Source organism: Paenibacillus oryzisoli (assembly GCF_050467285.1).
Classification (GTDB): domain Bacteria; phylum Bacillota; class Bacilli; order Paenibacillales; family NBRC-103111; genus Paenibacillus_E; species Paenibacillus_E oryzisoli_A.
In genome coordinates this window covers 423,733-438,826 of record NZ_JBCMUN010000005.1, presented here as the reverse complement: position 1 = coordinate 438,826, position 15,094 = coordinate 423,733, and the positions used below count along the sequence as shown (strand labels likewise).

Annotated in this window: 11 protein-coding genes; 10 read left to right on the top strand and 1 reads right to left on the bottom strand. The window is 53.8% G+C overall.

All coding sequences use genetic code 11. The annotated features are described in order from the left end of the window. The first annotated feature begins 84 nt into the window (after nucleotides 1-84). The 5 genes from ABE504_RS07905 to ABE504_RS07885 all read left to right on the top strand — a co-directional run bounded on the left by ABE504_RS07905 (nucleotide 85) and on the right by ABE504_RS07885 (nucleotide 6,274). Nucleotides 85-1,104, top strand: coding sequence for a LacI family DNA-binding transcriptional regulator (locus ABE504_RS07905; protein ID WP_430086767.1), 1,020 nt, complete (start codon nucleotides 85-87; stop codon nucleotides 1,102-1,104). Nucleotides 1,105-1,121: 17 nt separating this feature from the next. Further along, entirely contained in the window at nucleotides 1,122-2,237 is a 1,116-nt protein-coding gene (locus ABE504_RS07900; RefSeq protein ID WP_430086764.1) for a glycoside hydrolase family 88 protein, read from the top strand. After that, nucleotides 2,230-3,378 (top strand): DUF2264 domain-containing protein, encoded by a 1,149-nt coding sequence (locus ABE504_RS07895; protein ID WP_430086761.1) that lies wholly within the window; start codon nucleotides 2,230-2,232, stop codon nucleotides 3,376-3,378. The genes ABE504_RS07900 and ABE504_RS07895 overlap by 8 nt, the downstream gene beginning before the upstream one ends. Nucleotides 3,379-3,627: 249 nt before the next feature. Then, entirely contained in the window at nucleotides 3,628-5,292 is a 1,665-nt protein-coding gene (locus ABE504_RS07890) for a hypothetical protein (protein ID WP_430086758.1), read from the top strand. A gap of 22 nt (nucleotides 5,293-5,314) precedes the next feature. Next, on the top strand, nucleotides 5,315-6,274 hold the full coding sequence (locus ABE504_RS07885) for an acetylxylan esterase (protein WP_430086755.1): 960 nt from the start codon (nucleotides 5,315-5,317) through the stop codon (nucleotides 6,272-6,274). 148 nt (nucleotides 6,275-6,422) lie between these two features. On the opposite strand, the gene ABE504_RS07880 is transcribed toward ABE504_RS07885, so the two are convergent. Beyond that, complete coding sequence (locus ABE504_RS07880) at nucleotides 6,423-6,638, bottom strand: YrzA family protein (RefSeq protein ID WP_430086752.1); 216 nt, start codon at nucleotides 6,636-6,638, stop codon at nucleotides 6,423-6,425. Between the two features lie 175 nt (nucleotides 6,639-6,813). Between ABE504_RS07880 and ABE504_RS07875 the strand changes: the two genes are divergently transcribed. The 5 genes from ABE504_RS07875 (at nucleotide 6,814) to ABE504_RS07855 (ending at nucleotide 14,342) form a co-directional block, all read left to right on the top strand. Continuing rightward, the gene (locus ABE504_RS07875) at nucleotides 6,814-8,568 is read left to right on the top strand and encodes an ABC transporter ATP-binding protein (protein ID WP_430086749.1); all 1,755 of its coding nucleotides are present in this window, start codon (nucleotides 6,814-6,816) and stop codon (nucleotides 8,566-8,568) included. Beyond that, the gene (locus ABE504_RS07870) at nucleotides 8,552-10,375 is read left to right on the top strand and encodes an ABC transporter ATP-binding protein (protein WP_430086746.1); all 1,824 of its coding nucleotides are present in this window, start codon (nucleotides 8,552-8,554) and stop codon (nucleotides 10,373-10,375) included. The genes ABE504_RS07875 and ABE504_RS07870 overlap by 17 nt, the downstream gene beginning before the upstream one ends. Nucleotides 10,376-10,458: 83 nt before the next feature. Beyond that, entirely contained in the window at nucleotides 10,459-12,678 is a 2,220-nt protein-coding gene (locus ABE504_RS07865; protein WP_430086743.1) for a GDYXXLXY domain-containing protein, read from the top strand. A 39-nt stretch (nucleotides 12,679-12,717) separates the two neighbouring features. Then, nucleotides 12,718-13,584 carry a DMT family transporter gene (locus ABE504_RS07860; RefSeq protein ID WP_430086740.1) on the top strand — a complete coding sequence of 289 codons (867 nt, stop codon included), beginning with the start codon at nucleotides 12,718-12,720 and terminating at the stop codon, nucleotides 13,582-13,584. Between the two features lie 110 nt (nucleotides 13,585-13,694). Continuing rightward, a complete protein-coding gene (locus ABE504_RS07855; protein WP_430086738.1) occupies nucleotides 13,695-14,342 on the top strand; it encodes a hypothetical protein in 648 nt (215 codons plus the stop codon). Nucleotides 14,343-15,094: the final 752 nt, after the last annotated feature.

Below are 15,094 nucleotides of genomic sequence, written 5' to 3'. Positions count from 1 at the left end.
GCCAATTCAGACTTGACAGGTTAAACGTTTCACATTAAGCTAAAAGGGAAGTTAAACGTTTAACACATTAACGGAGTTGAATCCATGACCAAATCCAAACCTGTCACAATTGTAGAAGTGGCTGCCGCCGCTGGCGTCTCGATTGCCACCGTCTCCAATGTGTTGAATCGAGGTGGAATCAGGTCGTCCCAAGAGACGATCCGCAAAGTCGAACAGGCTGCCGAGCAGCTCGGCTACCGCCGCAACACGGTCGCCGCCGGTCTGAGCCGCAGCAAAACATTTGAAATCGGTCTCATTATTCCTTCTTTCGGCGGATACTACGGGAACCTTGCGGAATACTTACAGCTTGAAGCCTACAATGCCGGGTATCATTTGTCGGTGTTCACGTCCGGCTGGTTCAACCCCTTGATTGAGCGTAAAAATATTGAGGTGCTGCTCCAGCGGCGCGTCGACGGTCTGATCTGTCACGGTCTGGCGATGGGGCAGGACTCCACCCGCTCCTTAGTCAACAACGGGACACCGCTTGTCATGATCAACGGCTGGGGCTGGCCGGCGGATATTGCGGTCGGCGCCGCAAATCTCGGTTTTGCCGGCGCGTGCCGGGATTCTGTGAAATTACTCGCGGAACGAGGATGCGATTGGCTCATTTATGTTGGCAGCAAACGCTCAGGCGTCATTAACGAGCAGCGTCTGCAAGGCTTTCATGCCGGACTTGCGCTGCTTGGCCGGGAGATCCCCTACCAAGTTGTCGACAACTGGGAAGTCGATCTCGAAGCATTCTTGAAAGACAGCATAGCCAGCGCTTCGGAACGCATCGGCCTCGTCGCTTTCGATGACGTTATCGCATTGAAGGTCGTGTCCGCCGCGAACAAGCTAGGCATCCGCATCCCGGAACAGCTTCAAATCACCGGGATCAACAACGACATTATGGCGGAGATCAGCTATCCCGCTATATCCAGCTGGAGCATTCCATACCCGCTGCAGGCGGGAACCGCGATTAATAAGCTGCTGCATGCCTTCGGGCGGCAGGATGTGAGTACAGAGGAACGCGAGTTCGAGGTTCCGCTCTCTTTTATCGAACGGGAAACAACCAAATTCATGTAGATGGAGTGACCTAACCCATGTGGAAACAAGCGATTGAAGAAGCTCTGCACAAAACGAAATTGAACATTGAACGTTTCGGCGACCAGTTCCCGCACGTCAGTGAGAACGATACGTATCATCTCAATCCAAATAATGAATGGACTGACGGCTTCTGGTCGGGGATTCTATGGCTGAGCTACCAATATTCCGGCGACCCGGCCTTCAAAGCGGCAGCTGAGCGCACCGTGGCAAGCTTTAAACAAAGAATTGAGAACAATGTGGCGTTGGAGCACCATGACATCGGTTTCTTGTATTCCCTGTCCTCGAAAGCACAGTGGATTATTGAGCGAGATGAGGCTGCGAAGCAACTTACAATTCAAGCCGCGGATGTGCTGATGAAGCGTTGGAGACCGAAAGGCCAATATATCCAGGCTTGGGGACCGGAAGGACATCCGGATAACGGCGGACGCATTATTATCGACTGCTTGCTGAATCTTCCGCTGCTGTATTGGGCTTCCGACGTAACCGGCGATCCGAAATACAGAGAAGTTGCAGAAATTCATGCGGATCTCAGCCGCCGTTATTTGGTGCGCGGTGACGATTCTTCCTATCATACGTTCTACTTCGACCAAGAGAACGGCGAACCGCTGCGCGGCGGCACACACCAAGGGTATAGCGACGGTTCCACATGGACGCGCGGCCAATCTTGGGGTATTTACGGTTTTGCACTTTCCTACCGCTACACGAAAAACCCGCTTTACCTCGAAACTGCGAAACGTTTGGCTCGCTACTTCTTCGAGCGTTTGCCGGAAGACAACGTTGTGTACTGGGATTTCAACGCGCCGGTCAACGCAGAAACCAAACGCGACAGCTCGGCTTCCGCGATTGCATCCGCAGGAGCGCTTGAAATTTTGGAACACCTGGCCGCCGATGATCCGGACCGCGCATTCTTGGAAGAAGGCATTCAAAAATCGATGACAGGCCTGATCAAGTCCTACACCAGCCCGAAAGACGCGCAAGGCTTTATCGAACGCGGCTCTTACAGCGTGCGCGGCGGTGCAGCACCGGACGATTATATGATTTGGGGCGACTACTACTTCTTGGAAGCACTTGTTCGTCTAGAGAAAGGTATTCACGGGTACTGGTATGAGTAAGCTGAGCGAAACGCGCGAATACTGGCTATCCACGATGCAGCGAATCGCCGGTCCCGTGCTGGAAGCGCTGGCGAACCGCAAGCTCCGTGCCACGATGCCGGTGGAATGCAAAAAAGAAGAGCAGGCCTCGTACACGCATCTGGAGGCGTTCGGCCGCACGCTGGTCGGCATTGCGCCATGGCTGGAGCAGCCCGCGCACGATGCCGCGGAAGAGGAGCTGCGCCTGCGCTATGTGAAACTGGCGCAGGAGGCGATGGATGCGGCGACAGACCCGGAGTCGCCGGACTTCTTGAACTTCGCCACGGGCTTTCAGCCGATCGTGGACACAGCTTTCCTGTCGCACGCGATTCTGCGTGCGCCGAACGCGCTGTGGCGCGGGCTCGAGCCGCGCGTGCAGCGCAATCTCGTGCAAGGGCTGAAAGCGTCGCGGACGCGCAAGCCCGGCTTCAACAACTGGCTGCTGTTCGCAGCCATGACGGAAACCGCGCTTCGCCTCATGGGCGAAGACTGGGACCACATGCGCGTCGACTACGCGCTGAAGCAGCATGAGCAGTGGTACCTCGGCGACGGTCTCTACGGAGACGGGGTCGAGTACCACGCGGATTACTACAACGCCTTCGTGATCCAGCCAATGCTGGTGGACATCATCGACCAGGTTGGCGGCGAGTATGCAGAATGGGGCGAGATGCGCGCGAAGCTCATCGCCAGAGCGCAGCGCTACGCGGCGGTGCAGGAGCGCATGATTTCGCCGGAGGGCACGTTCCCGCCGATCGGCCGCTCCCTCGCGTATCGCTTCGGCGCGTTCCAGTCGCTCGCGCAAACGTCGCTGCGCGGCGAGCTGCCGCGGGAGGTCGCGCCGGCGCAAGTGCGCTGCGCGCTCACCGCGGTCATCCGCCGGCTGATTGAAGCGCCTGGCACGTTCGACGAGAACGGCTGGCTGCGTATCGGCCTGTGCGGCCACCAGCCCGAGGTCGGCGAGCCGTACATTTCCACGGGCAGCCTGTACCTGTGCTCGGCTGTGTTCCTGCCGCTCGGCTTGCCCAAGAGCGATCCGTTCTGGCAAGCCGAAGATGCGTCATGGACGGCGCAAAAGGTATGGGCCGGCCAAACGGTTGCCATCGATTCCGCCTACAAGGAATAGCAGAAAAGAGCGCCTGGTTTCCAAGGGGAACCGGCGCTTTTTTACGCCTCCCTTCAGAAAGTTATCCACGAGGAACCCTAAACGGTAATTGTGGATAACTTTCTGCGGCCGGAGGCTGGCCGTTCGATGCAAAACGTTTGCATTGACGCTCCATCCATTTCGTTTTAAACTTAGTTATGAAACGTTTCAGCACTTTACTGCGATAACGGACCGAATTTCGAAAACGTTATCAAGGAGATGATCGAGGAGATGACAGCAGTGACGACGAGTTTGCAGCAGCGTCAGGACGAACTGACAGCCCGTATTGCGGCTGCAGCGTTTCACAAGCCCGAGTTCAGCCACGGGTATTTATTCGAGAATGATATTCGGGACAATTTCTACTATGCGTCCTATTTGTTTGCCGCAGCGGTGAATCCGGCGATTGCTTTTGACGGCGATCGGAAGGAAGCCAAGGAGAAAGCGGAGCGGGTTCTTATCCGCGTTATCGCTCTCCAAGACCAGCAGCCGGCAAGCTCCACCTACAGTCACTGGCCGTTGAATTTACGCCCGACGCCGCAAGAGGCGTCCAAGAACACGCTCCCTGTAGAATTGATGGGCAGCTTGATGGTGTATTTTACAGACCGCTACGCTCAGCAGATGAGCGGAGAGCTGAAAGATACCATGGAGCAGGCCCTTTTCCATGTCTATAGAGGCCATTTCTATCGCAAGCCGATGGATCACTATAATCACCACGAAGCGAAGTATACGGCGGCGAAGCTGATTTTCGGACAGCGCTATCAAGACAGCGCACTGTTCGAGGACGGCGTGCAAAGCCTGCGGGCGACCTACCGCCGGGTAACGACGGAAGGCATGCCGGAATACGGCGCGCTGCCGTGGTTCTGGCACTGGGTGCAGGCGTATACATGCGCATGGACGCTGATGCAGGATCAGGCGGTGCGCAAGGAGCTGGGCCTGCTTCTCGACTGGCTCTGGCAGTATCGCGCGACGTATTATCTCGGCGGCGCCTGGATCGGTCCGCACTCGCGCATTTGGCCGCACGACATGCCGCAGGATACGAACGTGCTGCACGATTACGTGCAGTTCGGTGATTTTACGCTGCCGGAGGCGATGCCGCGCACCGAGTATGCAGGCTTCCTGGCTTATGAAGCGAATGCAGCTACGCGCAAGCTCGCTTTAGAGCGCCAGGAAGCCGTGGAAATTCGGCGCCTCCTACCGAAAGGCCATGACAGCCGCGACCTGCCGGGCGACCACCTGCACAGCTACGTCTACCGGACTGAGCATGCAGCCGTCGGCGGCATCTACGAGCGGGTACGCGAGTTTGACAACGAGCAGCACCGCTGGGATGTCGCGCTTCCGCTGGACAGCGTGCTGGGTGTGAACCATGCCTATTTTTTCCATCCGGATCAAGAAGCGCCTGGGGACTACCGTCACCAGAGTGAATATAGCGAAGTTTGTTTCCATCGGGGAACGGTGCTTGCCGCCTATGACATTCCGGCTGACAAACCGGCGTACATCAAAGGCTGCCTGCCGCTCGGTGAGTGGACGGAGTGCGGGAACGCCTTATTTGGGCGCTGCGGAAATGTCTACCTAGCGGTATACCTGATGCAGCCGTATATCCGTGAGGTGCTGGCTGATCGCTGCTCGGTGCGCAGTGAAGGAATCCGCAACGCTGTCGTTGTCGAAGTAATCGAGGTTGGCGCAGCTTCTGCCCTAGGCGCTGACACAGTCGAAGCGCTGGCGGCCTACCTGCAGGACAAACAGCCGCAATTTTCGTTGACGGCCGAAGGCCAATTGAACATCGCATACACCAATACGTCAGGTGACACTATCGTTTTTGAAAGCGGCCCATCATCGGCACCTCAGCGAAGCATTAACGGCATTGCCGTCTGCTTTGAAGCATATACGGTCGCTTAATTTATAGAAAAGAGGATACATCATGCCAACAGTTGATATGCCATTGGAGAAACTTCTGAAGTATGAGGGCGTGAACCCGCGTCCGGCAGATTTTGACGCGTACTGGGAACGTGCGATTGCGGAGATGAAAGCCGTCGATCCGCAAATCGAGCTGATTCCAAGCGAGTTCCAAGTTCCGTTCGCGGAATGCTTCGATCTTTATTTCACAGGGGTCAAGGGCGCGCGCATTTACGCCAAATATATACGTCCCAAGCACGCGACGGAACCGCATCCGGCGATTGTCCAGTTCCACGGCTACAGCGGAAACTCAGGCGACTGGACTGACAAACTGCCGTATGCCGCGCTCGGTTACTCGTTCTTCTCCATGGATTGCCGGGGCCAAGGCGGTCTGTCCGAAGATGTGGGCGGGGTCAAAGGCACAACGCTGCGCGGTCATATCGTTCGCGGACTCGACGACCATCCGGACAACCTGTTGTTCCGTGACATTTTCCTGGACACAGCGCAGCTTGCGGGCATCGCGATGAGCATGCCGGAAGTCGATCCGGCGCGCGTAGGCGCCATGGGCGGTTCGCAAGGCGGTGCACTGACGATTGCTTGTGCGGCATTGGAACCACGCATCAAGCGCCTGGCGCCGGTTTATCCGTTTCTGAGCGATTACAAACGCGTTTGGGACATGGATTTGGCAAAGGACGCGTATCTGGAACTTAAGGACTTTTTCCGCCGCCACGATCCGCAGCATAAGCGTGAAGAGGAGTATTTTACCAAGCTTGGCTATATCGATATTCAAAATTTGGCGAACCGCATTCAAGGCGAAGTCGTCATGGCGGTCGGCCTCGTCGACACCGTATGCCCGCCGTCCACGCAGTTTGCGGCTTACAACAAAATTACGGCGCCGAAACGCCTCGAGATTTATCCGGATTTCGGTCATGAAGGGCTGCCTGGTTTCAGCGAAATCACCATGCAGTTCATGATGGGTCTTTAAAAAACAAAGGCCACTCTCTGAGATGAGAGTGGTCTTTTAGCGCGCTTTTTCCGAAATATAAGATTGCAGAAGTTTCACTTGCTCCATCGGCTTATATTTTTGATAAACGCACTCGTCCCTTAGAGGACGGCGTAAGCCGTTTATTTTACTACACGGCCGATTTCGCTTTAAAATGCACGACGGCACTGTACAGCATTTTGCCGGCGTTCGGGTCAAAGACGACGTGATGCGAAATTGCATGCACGTCCAGCAGCAGCGCTTTATTGTTCTCGATTTGCTCGTTAATTTGTCGTTCGATCGCGTGCAGATCGTAGGCTTGAAACCATTCGATTTTCGTTTCCATCCGATCCAAAATAAATTCCATGTGAAGGCTCCTCCCAGCATATGCCTAAGTAAAGATACGCTATTTATCCTATTATAACGTCAATTTCAGATATAGGAAGTGCCTATAAATCGGCGTATACTGAAAGGGGAATTCAAGTCCGGGAGGCAGTACGACTGAAGAAGAGCGCATAAACCAACATAGGAAGTGATGACCTTTGAAACCTACACGGTTACTTATCGATTTTCTGATGAAAAGATGGCCGTTGTATGTGACAGCAGCTTTACTCATTTCGATCGGGAATATCGTACATTCGTATTATCCGAAGCTGCTGGGCGCGTTTACCGACGAGCTTCAAAAAGGTGGGCTCAGCAAGTCGCTCATCGTGAGCTATAGCTTGCAATTGCTGCTAATTGGGGTAACCTACGGCATACTGGCGGCGATCGGCCAGTATTTGATCATGCGCAGCGGCCGGCGGTTTGAGTTCGAAGCGCGGAATCGGCTGTTCGATCATTTTACGAAGCTCGGGGCGACGTTCTATTCCAACAACGGGGTCGGCAAGTTGCTCAGCTATGTGATGAACGACGTCACCGTCGTACGCGAGTCCATCTCGATGGGCATTAACCAGGTCGTCAACTCGGTCATTCTGATCGGGGCGGTGATCGTGACGATGATGTTCAGCCAGATTCCGCTGTATGTGATCTTGGTCAGCATTTTACCGCTTTTGCTCATCCCGGTGCTGTCAGTAAAGTTCCAGCCCGTGATCAAGGAGCGTTCGCTGCGGGTTCAGGAATCTCTAGGCAAAATGACAGAATCGGCCGAGGAGCAGTTCGGCGGCATCCGCGTCACCAAAAAATTCGCGGTCGAAAACATCATGAAACGCCGCTTCGGAGACACGGTCGACCGGATTCGGGATAACCAGCTTCGGCTGGTGCGGCTGTCTTCGCTGTTCGAAGCGCTGATTCCGTTTCTAGGGGCGCTGTCCCTCATCGTGGCGATCGCGTTCGGCGGCTACTTGACGATTCACGGCGGCATCTCCATCGGCTCTTTCGTAGAGCTGACGCTATATATTCGGATGATGGTGAATCCGTTGCAGCAAATCGGACGCGTCATTAACGCCCTGCAGCGTTCCAAAGCTTCGCTGGAGCGAATCAACGAGCTGCTCACGCTGGAGCCGGAAATCAAACAAAAAGACGATGCGCTGCCAACGCACCTGGACCAAGAGGAGATTCGCATCGAGCATCTGACCTTCGCCTATCCGGACGACGAGGATGAAGTCCTGCACGATATTTCGCTGACGATTGAGCCCGGAAAATCGATCGGCATCATCGGCAAAACCGGCAGCGGCAAATCGACGCTGATGAAGCTGATGCTGCGCATCTACGACCCGCCGGAGGGAACGGTGTACATCGGCGACAGCGATATCCGCGATGTAACGGTTGAGAGCTTGCGGAATCAGATCGCCTACGTGCCGCAGGAGGGCTTCCTGTTCTCCACCACCATCCGGGATAACATCGCGTTCTACAAAAGAGAATTGCCGCTCGAATCCGTGGAACGGGCGGCGAAGAAAGCGCAAATTTTACCAAGCATCAAATCGTTTCCGGAAAAATTTGACACCAAGCTCGGCGAGCGCGGCGTCACCTTGTCCGGCGGTCAGCGCCAGCGCACAAGTCTTGCGCGCGGCATTATCAAAAACTCGCCGCTCATGATTCTCGACGACAGCGTCAGCGCCGTCGACTCCGTGACGGAGAAACATATTATCGAGTCGATTCGCAAGGAGCGGAGGGGCAAGACGACCATCTGGATTGCCCATCGTATTTCTGCCTTGAAGCATACGGATGAAATCATCGTGCTGCATGAAGGTCGCATCGTCCAGCGCGGCACGCACGAGCAGTTGCTCGCCCAAGACGGCTTGTATGCTGAACTCTATGCGATACAAGAAGGAGGGGCTGAAGATGTCCAAGCGGAATAAACGCGATGCTCAAAGTTTTAAAGAAGCGGGAAGCTCGTTCCGTTTCCTGGCTTCGTATGCGAAGCCACACGGCTGGACGTTTGCCGGTGTCGTGGCCTGTGCGTTACTGGGCATCGCGGCCGACCTGTTCCAGCCTTACCTCGTCAAAATCGCGATTGACGACAACTTGATGATCGGGAAAAACGATTACCGAGCGATTGTGATGATTTGCTTGTTTTATGCGGGGCTGTCGCTCAGCTCCCTATTTTTCTCGTATTTGCAAAACAACCTGCTGCAATTTGCCGGCCAAAGCATCGTCGCGAAAATCCGCAAAGATTTGTTCGCGCACATTTTCAAGCAATCGATGTCCTACTATGATCGCACGCCAAGTGGCAGTCTGATCACGCACGTGTCCAGCGACACGGAGACGATTAACACATTTTTTACCCAGGTCTTATTGAGTCTCGTTCGAGACAGCATGACGCTCGTATTCATTATTGTCATGATGTATCATCTGGATCCGACGCTTACCCTGTACAGCATGATCGTCATCCCGATCATCGTGCTGATCGCGGTGCTGTTCCGCAAATACATTCGCAGAACGTATCAATACGCTCGCACACAGCTGTCACAGATGGTTGCTTTTACCGCGGAGAATTTGTCTGGGATGCACTTGATTCAAGCTTTTCACCAGGAAAAGGAACAGATGGACCGGTTCTCCGACAAAAATATGAGTTATCTCCGGGCGAATTTGCGCGAAATTCGGATGTCGGTCATGTTCAACCGTTCCTTCGACATTCTCGGCAACTTGTCCGTCGCCTTTATTACGTGGATCGGCGGTATCGCCGTTTTCGACAAAGCGATTGAATTCGGCGTGCTGTACGCATTTATTACGTACATTCGGCAGTTTTTCCAGCCGATCAACAACATTACCCAACAGTGGAACACGTTGCAGTCGACGACGGTGTCCTTGAACCGGATCTGGACGGTGTTCTCGGCACAGCCGGAAGTGACCGACAAAGCGACTGAACAGTTGAAGCCGCTGCCGGACATTCAAGGGGACATTCACTTCAACCATGTGCATTTTGGCTATTTGCAGGATTCGGAAGTGATCTCAGATCTCGAGCTTCACATCCGCCCTGGTGAAATGATCGGTATCGTCGGTACGACCGGCGCAGGCAAAAGCTCGCTCATCTCCTTGCTCTGCCGCTTCTACGATGTGCAGAAGGGCAGCATCCTGCTCGATGGCATCGACATTCGAGAGATGGCACAGGCGGATTTGCACCGGACGATTGGTCTGGTTCAGCAGGAGCCGTACCTATATGCCGGCAGCATCCTCGACAATGTGCGCATGTTTGATGAGACGATCAGCGAAGAGCAGGTCGTTCAGGCGTGCCGGTTGGTTGGCGCCGACGCGTTGATTAACCGCATGAAGGATGGCTATGCGACGCGAATTTCGGAGCGGGGGAGCGGGCTGTCCGCCGGCGAGCGGCAGTTGATATCATTTGCCCGGATCATCGTGTTCCAGCCCAAAGTGCTCATTCTGGATGAAGCGACTGCAAATCTTGATTCCAAAACGGAGCAGCTCATCCAGGAAGCGCTGCACATCGTGGCGGAAGGCAGAACGACGCTGGTGATTGCGCACCGCATCTCAACTATCATGAGCGCAGACCGCATCATTGTCATGAGCCAAGGCCGAATCGTCGAAGAGGGCAATCATGCGGAGCTGCTTGCGCAGCACGGATATTACGAGCAGCTTTACCTGCACTCGCATGGGGCTCTGGCAAACGCGGAAACAGAGCTGAGTCGTCTATCTAACCTAGGCTAATGATCAGGTACTAGGAATAGATAGTACTTTTCTTTTCGTCCTTTTCGCTTACAATAAGAGTAAGTCGAGAGGGGGAAATTGGCATGAAATCTGGGAAGGTCATGATCCAATTGGGTTATGTGTTAGGCGCCAGCGCGCTGCTGACGGCGCTTGGCTATTTCTACGCTTCCAACTGGGAGCTTCTGAGTCGTTTTAATAAAATTACGCCAATACTCGTGCTCATGTTGGGCTTCTACGGCTTGCATGTGTGGTTGTCGCGGAAGCCCGGCAGAGCCTTTCTTAGCAAATTAAGCTTATTTGCCAGCTGCATCACGTTCGGCGTCGGGGTTGCCGTTGTCGGTCAAACATACAATTCCCACGCCGACAGCTATGGGCTGTTTGCGATCTGGCTGATCCCTGCGCTGCTCTTCAGCGTTTTTACGCGCTGGCAGCCGTTTTATGTGCTGAGCTATATACTGGCGCATATCAGCTATGGTCTGTATTTCCTGCCACGTTGGGGCGGCGTCAGTGAAGATGAAGGCATGTACGTGCTTGTATGGCTGGGCTTTGCTCTGGGCAACGGTGTGTTGTTCGCACTGCTTGAAAAGGGCAAGCTGCAGTCGCCTCTGCTCAAATGGCTTGCGTTCCAAGCTGCGATATGCGCTTGTTTAATCGTTTCAATCTCGTGGATTTTCGAGGATTACGGCACTTGGATGAACTTGGTGCTCGCGGCGGTGCTTGCCCTTGCGGTTTGGTATGCGCATCGTGCCGCAAGCAAGCTGAATCTACTGTTTGCAGGACTGTGGGTATCCGCGGCGATAGTCGTCAAATACTTCGAGTTGGTCATGCATTACAATAACGAGTGGTTTTTCCTGCTCAGTCTGCTGTTTGTTATCGTGTTCATTTTTGCGAATGTGAAGTTCATGACTTATATTCGGCAGTGGCAGCCAAGCGGCGCACAGCCCGACGCAGAGGTAGAACTTCCTCAGGAGGGAACCGCCGAGAAGCGCCACACGTCCGATTTTACGAAATGGGTCGTGCACGTGCTGACAGTCGCTGTCATTATCATCGGTTCTTTGCTCGGCACCGTGTCGCTTGTCGGTCTTGTGACGGTCGTGCTCAGCATCGAAAAACCGGAAAATCTGCTCATGGGTTACGGGGTTGCCGCTTTTATCGCGATGCTCTTCCTGAACAAGTTCAATAGCCTTGCCAGGTATACTGTCATGATCAGCGGCATGCTGATTGCGACAGGGGCTGCGTTAATCAAAAACAATTCGCCAATGCTGTACTTTTTGCTGCTGCTCATCGTGGTGGCGTTTGCGCTGCAGCGCGGGCTTCTGAAGCGCATATTTTTCTTCGAGTCAGCCGTGCTGATGACGACGTTCATTCTCGCAGACGCTTTCCGGAGCAGCGTGACCGTCGTCAGCATTTTGACCGTGCTCGTTCTGGCGGCCTTCTGCGCAGGCGCGCTGATGAGGCGCGATACGCTGCGCCGGCCGCTGCTGTACAGCAGTTTTCCGACCTTTCTGCTGCTGCTCTTTATTCTGACCTTTATTACAGAGGGCGGCTGGTATTATGCTGTGAACGCCATCTTTTTCGTCCTGGTGCTGGTCGCGGCGATCTGGACGAAAGGACGGCAGCTGGGATGGATGTACGCCTGGTCGATCGGATTCTGGACGGCGTTTCTCGTATACAAATATTACGATTTGGCGTGGAAGCTTCTCCATAAATCGATTAGTTTGGCCATTGTCGGCGGACTCATCCTCGCGGCTACGGTGTGGTTGGAGCGGAAACGTGCAGTCCAAGACGAGACGGTGGAAGCGCCGTACGTGCTTGCCGTGAAACCGCTGCTGATCGGCGTCGTGATTTTGCTCCAGGTGGTAGGCTTAGGGCTACAGATTGGAAAAAGCGAATGGCTGCTCTCCCATGGCACCCTGGTGAAGCTGGAGCTTCAGCCGCTTGATCCGCGGTCGATACTGCAAGGCGATTACATTCGTCTGCATTATACGATTTCCGAGCCGGAAGGTAGAGTCGGTTATGTGGAAGGCCGCCCCTTTAAGGGAAAGGTGGCGGTTGTGCTGACGCCGAATCCGGCGACAGGTGTATATGAATACAAACGCACCTATCAAAAGGGCGAGACGTTGGCGCCCGGCGAGGTGCGGCTGAATGGGGAGCGAAGCGGCTACGACACGGTCGAGTATGGGATCGAAACGTACTTCATCCCCGAAGGCAGCGGCCGGGAATACGAAGGGAAAGTGAAATATGCGGAAGCCCGAATTTCCGCAGGCGGCGACGCGATTCTCGTGGGCGTCTCTGAGAAATAAAGATTAGGCAAGTGAAGTAGAAAGAGGTATAGACATCTTATGTGGCTACTATATTCCGTCTTCGCGGCCTTGTGTTTTGGCTTGCGAGGCATCTTGTATCACTATACGAGTCAGCAGTCGCTGAATCGGAATGTGTTGTTGTGCGGCACCTTTTTCATGGGGGCGGTTGTCAGTCTCATCTGCGCGGTAATCACGGGCGCGGCATGGACGACGCCGGCCCTGATCGGCGTTCAGATGGGTTTGTTTTCGTTCGGCGGGAACGCCAGCATGTTCAAAGGCTTTGCCGTTGGCAAAGCCTCATTAGTTGCGATTCTAACCGGACTCCCGTCGGTTGTGGTCGTGGTATTCGCCTACTTTTTATGGGGAGAAAAGCTGAATCTTTGGCAGGCGCTGGCTTTTGGCGTCATTGTACTTGGCATTCTGTGCGTGCGCTACTCCAATGATATCACGCTTGGCAATTTGCAAGGGGCAGGTTGGGGCTTGCTCGCGCTGTTCCTCTTTGCGGGTAATGATCTTTCAGGCAAATGGACGACGCTTGCCGATGCACCGCTGTTTCCAACTTTAGTCTGTATGTTCACGACGGGTACGATTTGCTTCGGGCTCTGGTGGTGGCGCGATAAACGCAAGCAACAGGAGAACGCTGCTTCGCCAGACGCTTGGTCGGAGAAGCGGACGTTTCTGATCGGCATGCTCGTGGGCATCACGAATGTCGTGGGTATGGTCATGATTATTCACGGGTTTGACCACGGCAAAGCAGGTCTCGTCTCGGCCGTTGCCGCGCTGAACGTGCTGATTGTCTTGCTGTACACACGGTTTATCGTGAAAGATAAATTCTCGCGGCTCGAGCAGTCCGGGCTGGCTATTGCAATGATCGGTATGCTTTTGCTCAAAGTCGTCGCTTCCTGAATTTGGTTGACAGGGGAGCAAAATTCAACATAAGCTTTCTGTATGCGGTCAAATACGTTACAATAGAGGTATACGTGCCATTATGAAAGATGCAGGAGGCTTTAACGACCATGACAGATAAAGATTTGGAAACTCAAGTGCCCGATAATCAAGCGCCATCCGAGGAAGACATCGAACGCGAGAAAGCCCAGCTGATCTTCACGTGGTTTCAACACACTAACGAAGTCGTGAAGGAACAATTTCCTGAATACGAAGTGGAAGGCCAAATCGGCAACAATCCGAGCTTCGGCCCGATGTTTGCGTTTACATTGAAAAAAGACGAGAAGTCGACGGCCGTCGGTTTTTTCTTGAACGAGCTGATGCGTAACTTCCAGACGAATCCGAATGCAGGATTGTGGATGTCCTCGTTCTTCGTAGACCTGTTGCGCAGCGAGCAAAGCCATGTGCTGCCGAACCCGCCGCAGTCCGAAGACGAAGCGAAAGAACTGCTGGACAAGCACATCGTGCCGTATTGCGCAAACGCTGTGCGTGAAGAGTTCCCCGACCAGAAAATCTACGTCGATCTGGAGCTTCACGAAGAACATGGCCCCGTACTTGAGTGCGGATTCATCTCCGTCGTAGACGGCAACAATACTTGCGCGCTGCCGCTGCAATATTTAATGACATTATATTTGCTGAACCGCGACCCGGCTGAGCCGATGATCCAAGCGATGTATCGCTTGTACGAGGAAAACAATCTAGGCGCGTCCGAGGCGTAAGCCGTAGGTGAGGAAGGTACCCAAGAGGGTGCCTTCTTTTTTTTCGACGATAGTGTCGTGGAAGAGTGAATTCTGTGGTATGTGCAAGAGTTGGAAGAAGGACTTGAGTTCAGAGTTGAGGTGGGAGTCGCGGCATGGAGCTCGAAGTGGTGGTGTATCGGTGGAGAGCGGATTCTGTGGTATGTGCAAGAGTTGGAAGAAGGACTGGAGTTCAGAGATGAGGGTGGGGGTCGCGGCATGGAGCTCCGGAAAGAGGTGTATCGGTAGAGAGTGGATTCTGTGGTATGTACAAGAGTTGGAACAAGGACTGGAGTTCAGAGATGAGGGTAGGGGTCGCGGCATGGAGCTCCGAGAGGCGGTATAGGTAGAAAGTGGATTCTCCATGTTAAACATGAAAGAAGCGGGAGAAGTTACAATGAGCACTTGTATGTAGCTCAGAATTTGCTTTCATCCAATGTACTCTGCCTAAGAAAGCAGGGCTGAACGGAAAAAAGAAATAACGACGCTTGTATATATCTCAGAATTAGCTGCCATCCAATATATGCTTCCCAAGAAAGCAGGGCTGAATGGGCAAATAGAAATAACAACACTTGTATGTGTCTCAGAATTTATTCTATCCAGGGCGATAGAGCTGAACAGGAAAAACTCCCGCTGATCTCGGCGTTTCGATTGCTGCAGGTGAAATTCGCCGAACAGTAGGAGTTTTCCAGTTTGCTGTTATCTAATTATTAACGCTGTTAACTGACCAGATA

Excerpts from the sequence above, each read along its gene's own strand:
- ABE504_RS07870 (WP_430086746.1), top strand. The coding sequence starts at position 8,552 with ATGTCCAAGCGGAATAAACGCGATGCTCAAAGTTTTAAAGAAGCGGGA.
- ABE504_RS07860 (WP_430086740.1), top strand. The coding sequence starts at position 12,718 with ATGTGGCTACTATATTCCGTCTTCGCGGCCTTGTGTTTTGGCTTGCGA.
- ABE504_RS07885 (WP_430086755.1), top strand. The coding sequence starts at position 5,315 with ATGCCAACAGTTGATATGCCATTGGAGAAACTTCTGAAGTATGAGGGC.
- ABE504_RS07865 (WP_430086743.1), top strand. The coding sequence starts at position 10,459 with ATGAAATCTGGGAAGGTCATGATCCAATTGGGTTATGTGTTAGGCGCC.
- ABE504_RS07890 (WP_430086758.1), top strand. The coding sequence starts at position 3,628 with ATGACAGCAGTGACGACGAGTTTGCAGCAGCGTCAGGACGAACTGACA.
- ABE504_RS07880 (WP_430086752.1), bottom strand. The coding sequence starts at position 6,638 with ATGGAATTTATTTTGGATCGGATGGAAACGAAAATCGAATGGTTTCAA.
- ABE504_RS07905 (WP_430086767.1), top strand. The coding sequence starts at position 85 with ATGACCAAATCCAAACCTGTCACAATTGTAGAAGTGGCTGCCGCCGCT.
- ABE504_RS07855 (WP_430086738.1), top strand. The coding sequence starts at position 13,695 with ATGACAGATAAAGATTTGGAAACTCAAGTGCCCGATAATCAAGCGCCA.
- ABE504_RS07900 (WP_430086764.1), top strand. The coding sequence starts at position 1,122 with ATGTGGAAACAAGCGATTGAAGAAGCTCTGCACAAAACGAAATTGAAC.
- ABE504_RS07895 (WP_430086761.1), top strand. The coding sequence starts at position 2,230 with ATGAGTAAGCTGAGCGAAACGCGCGAATACTGGCTATCCACGATGCAG.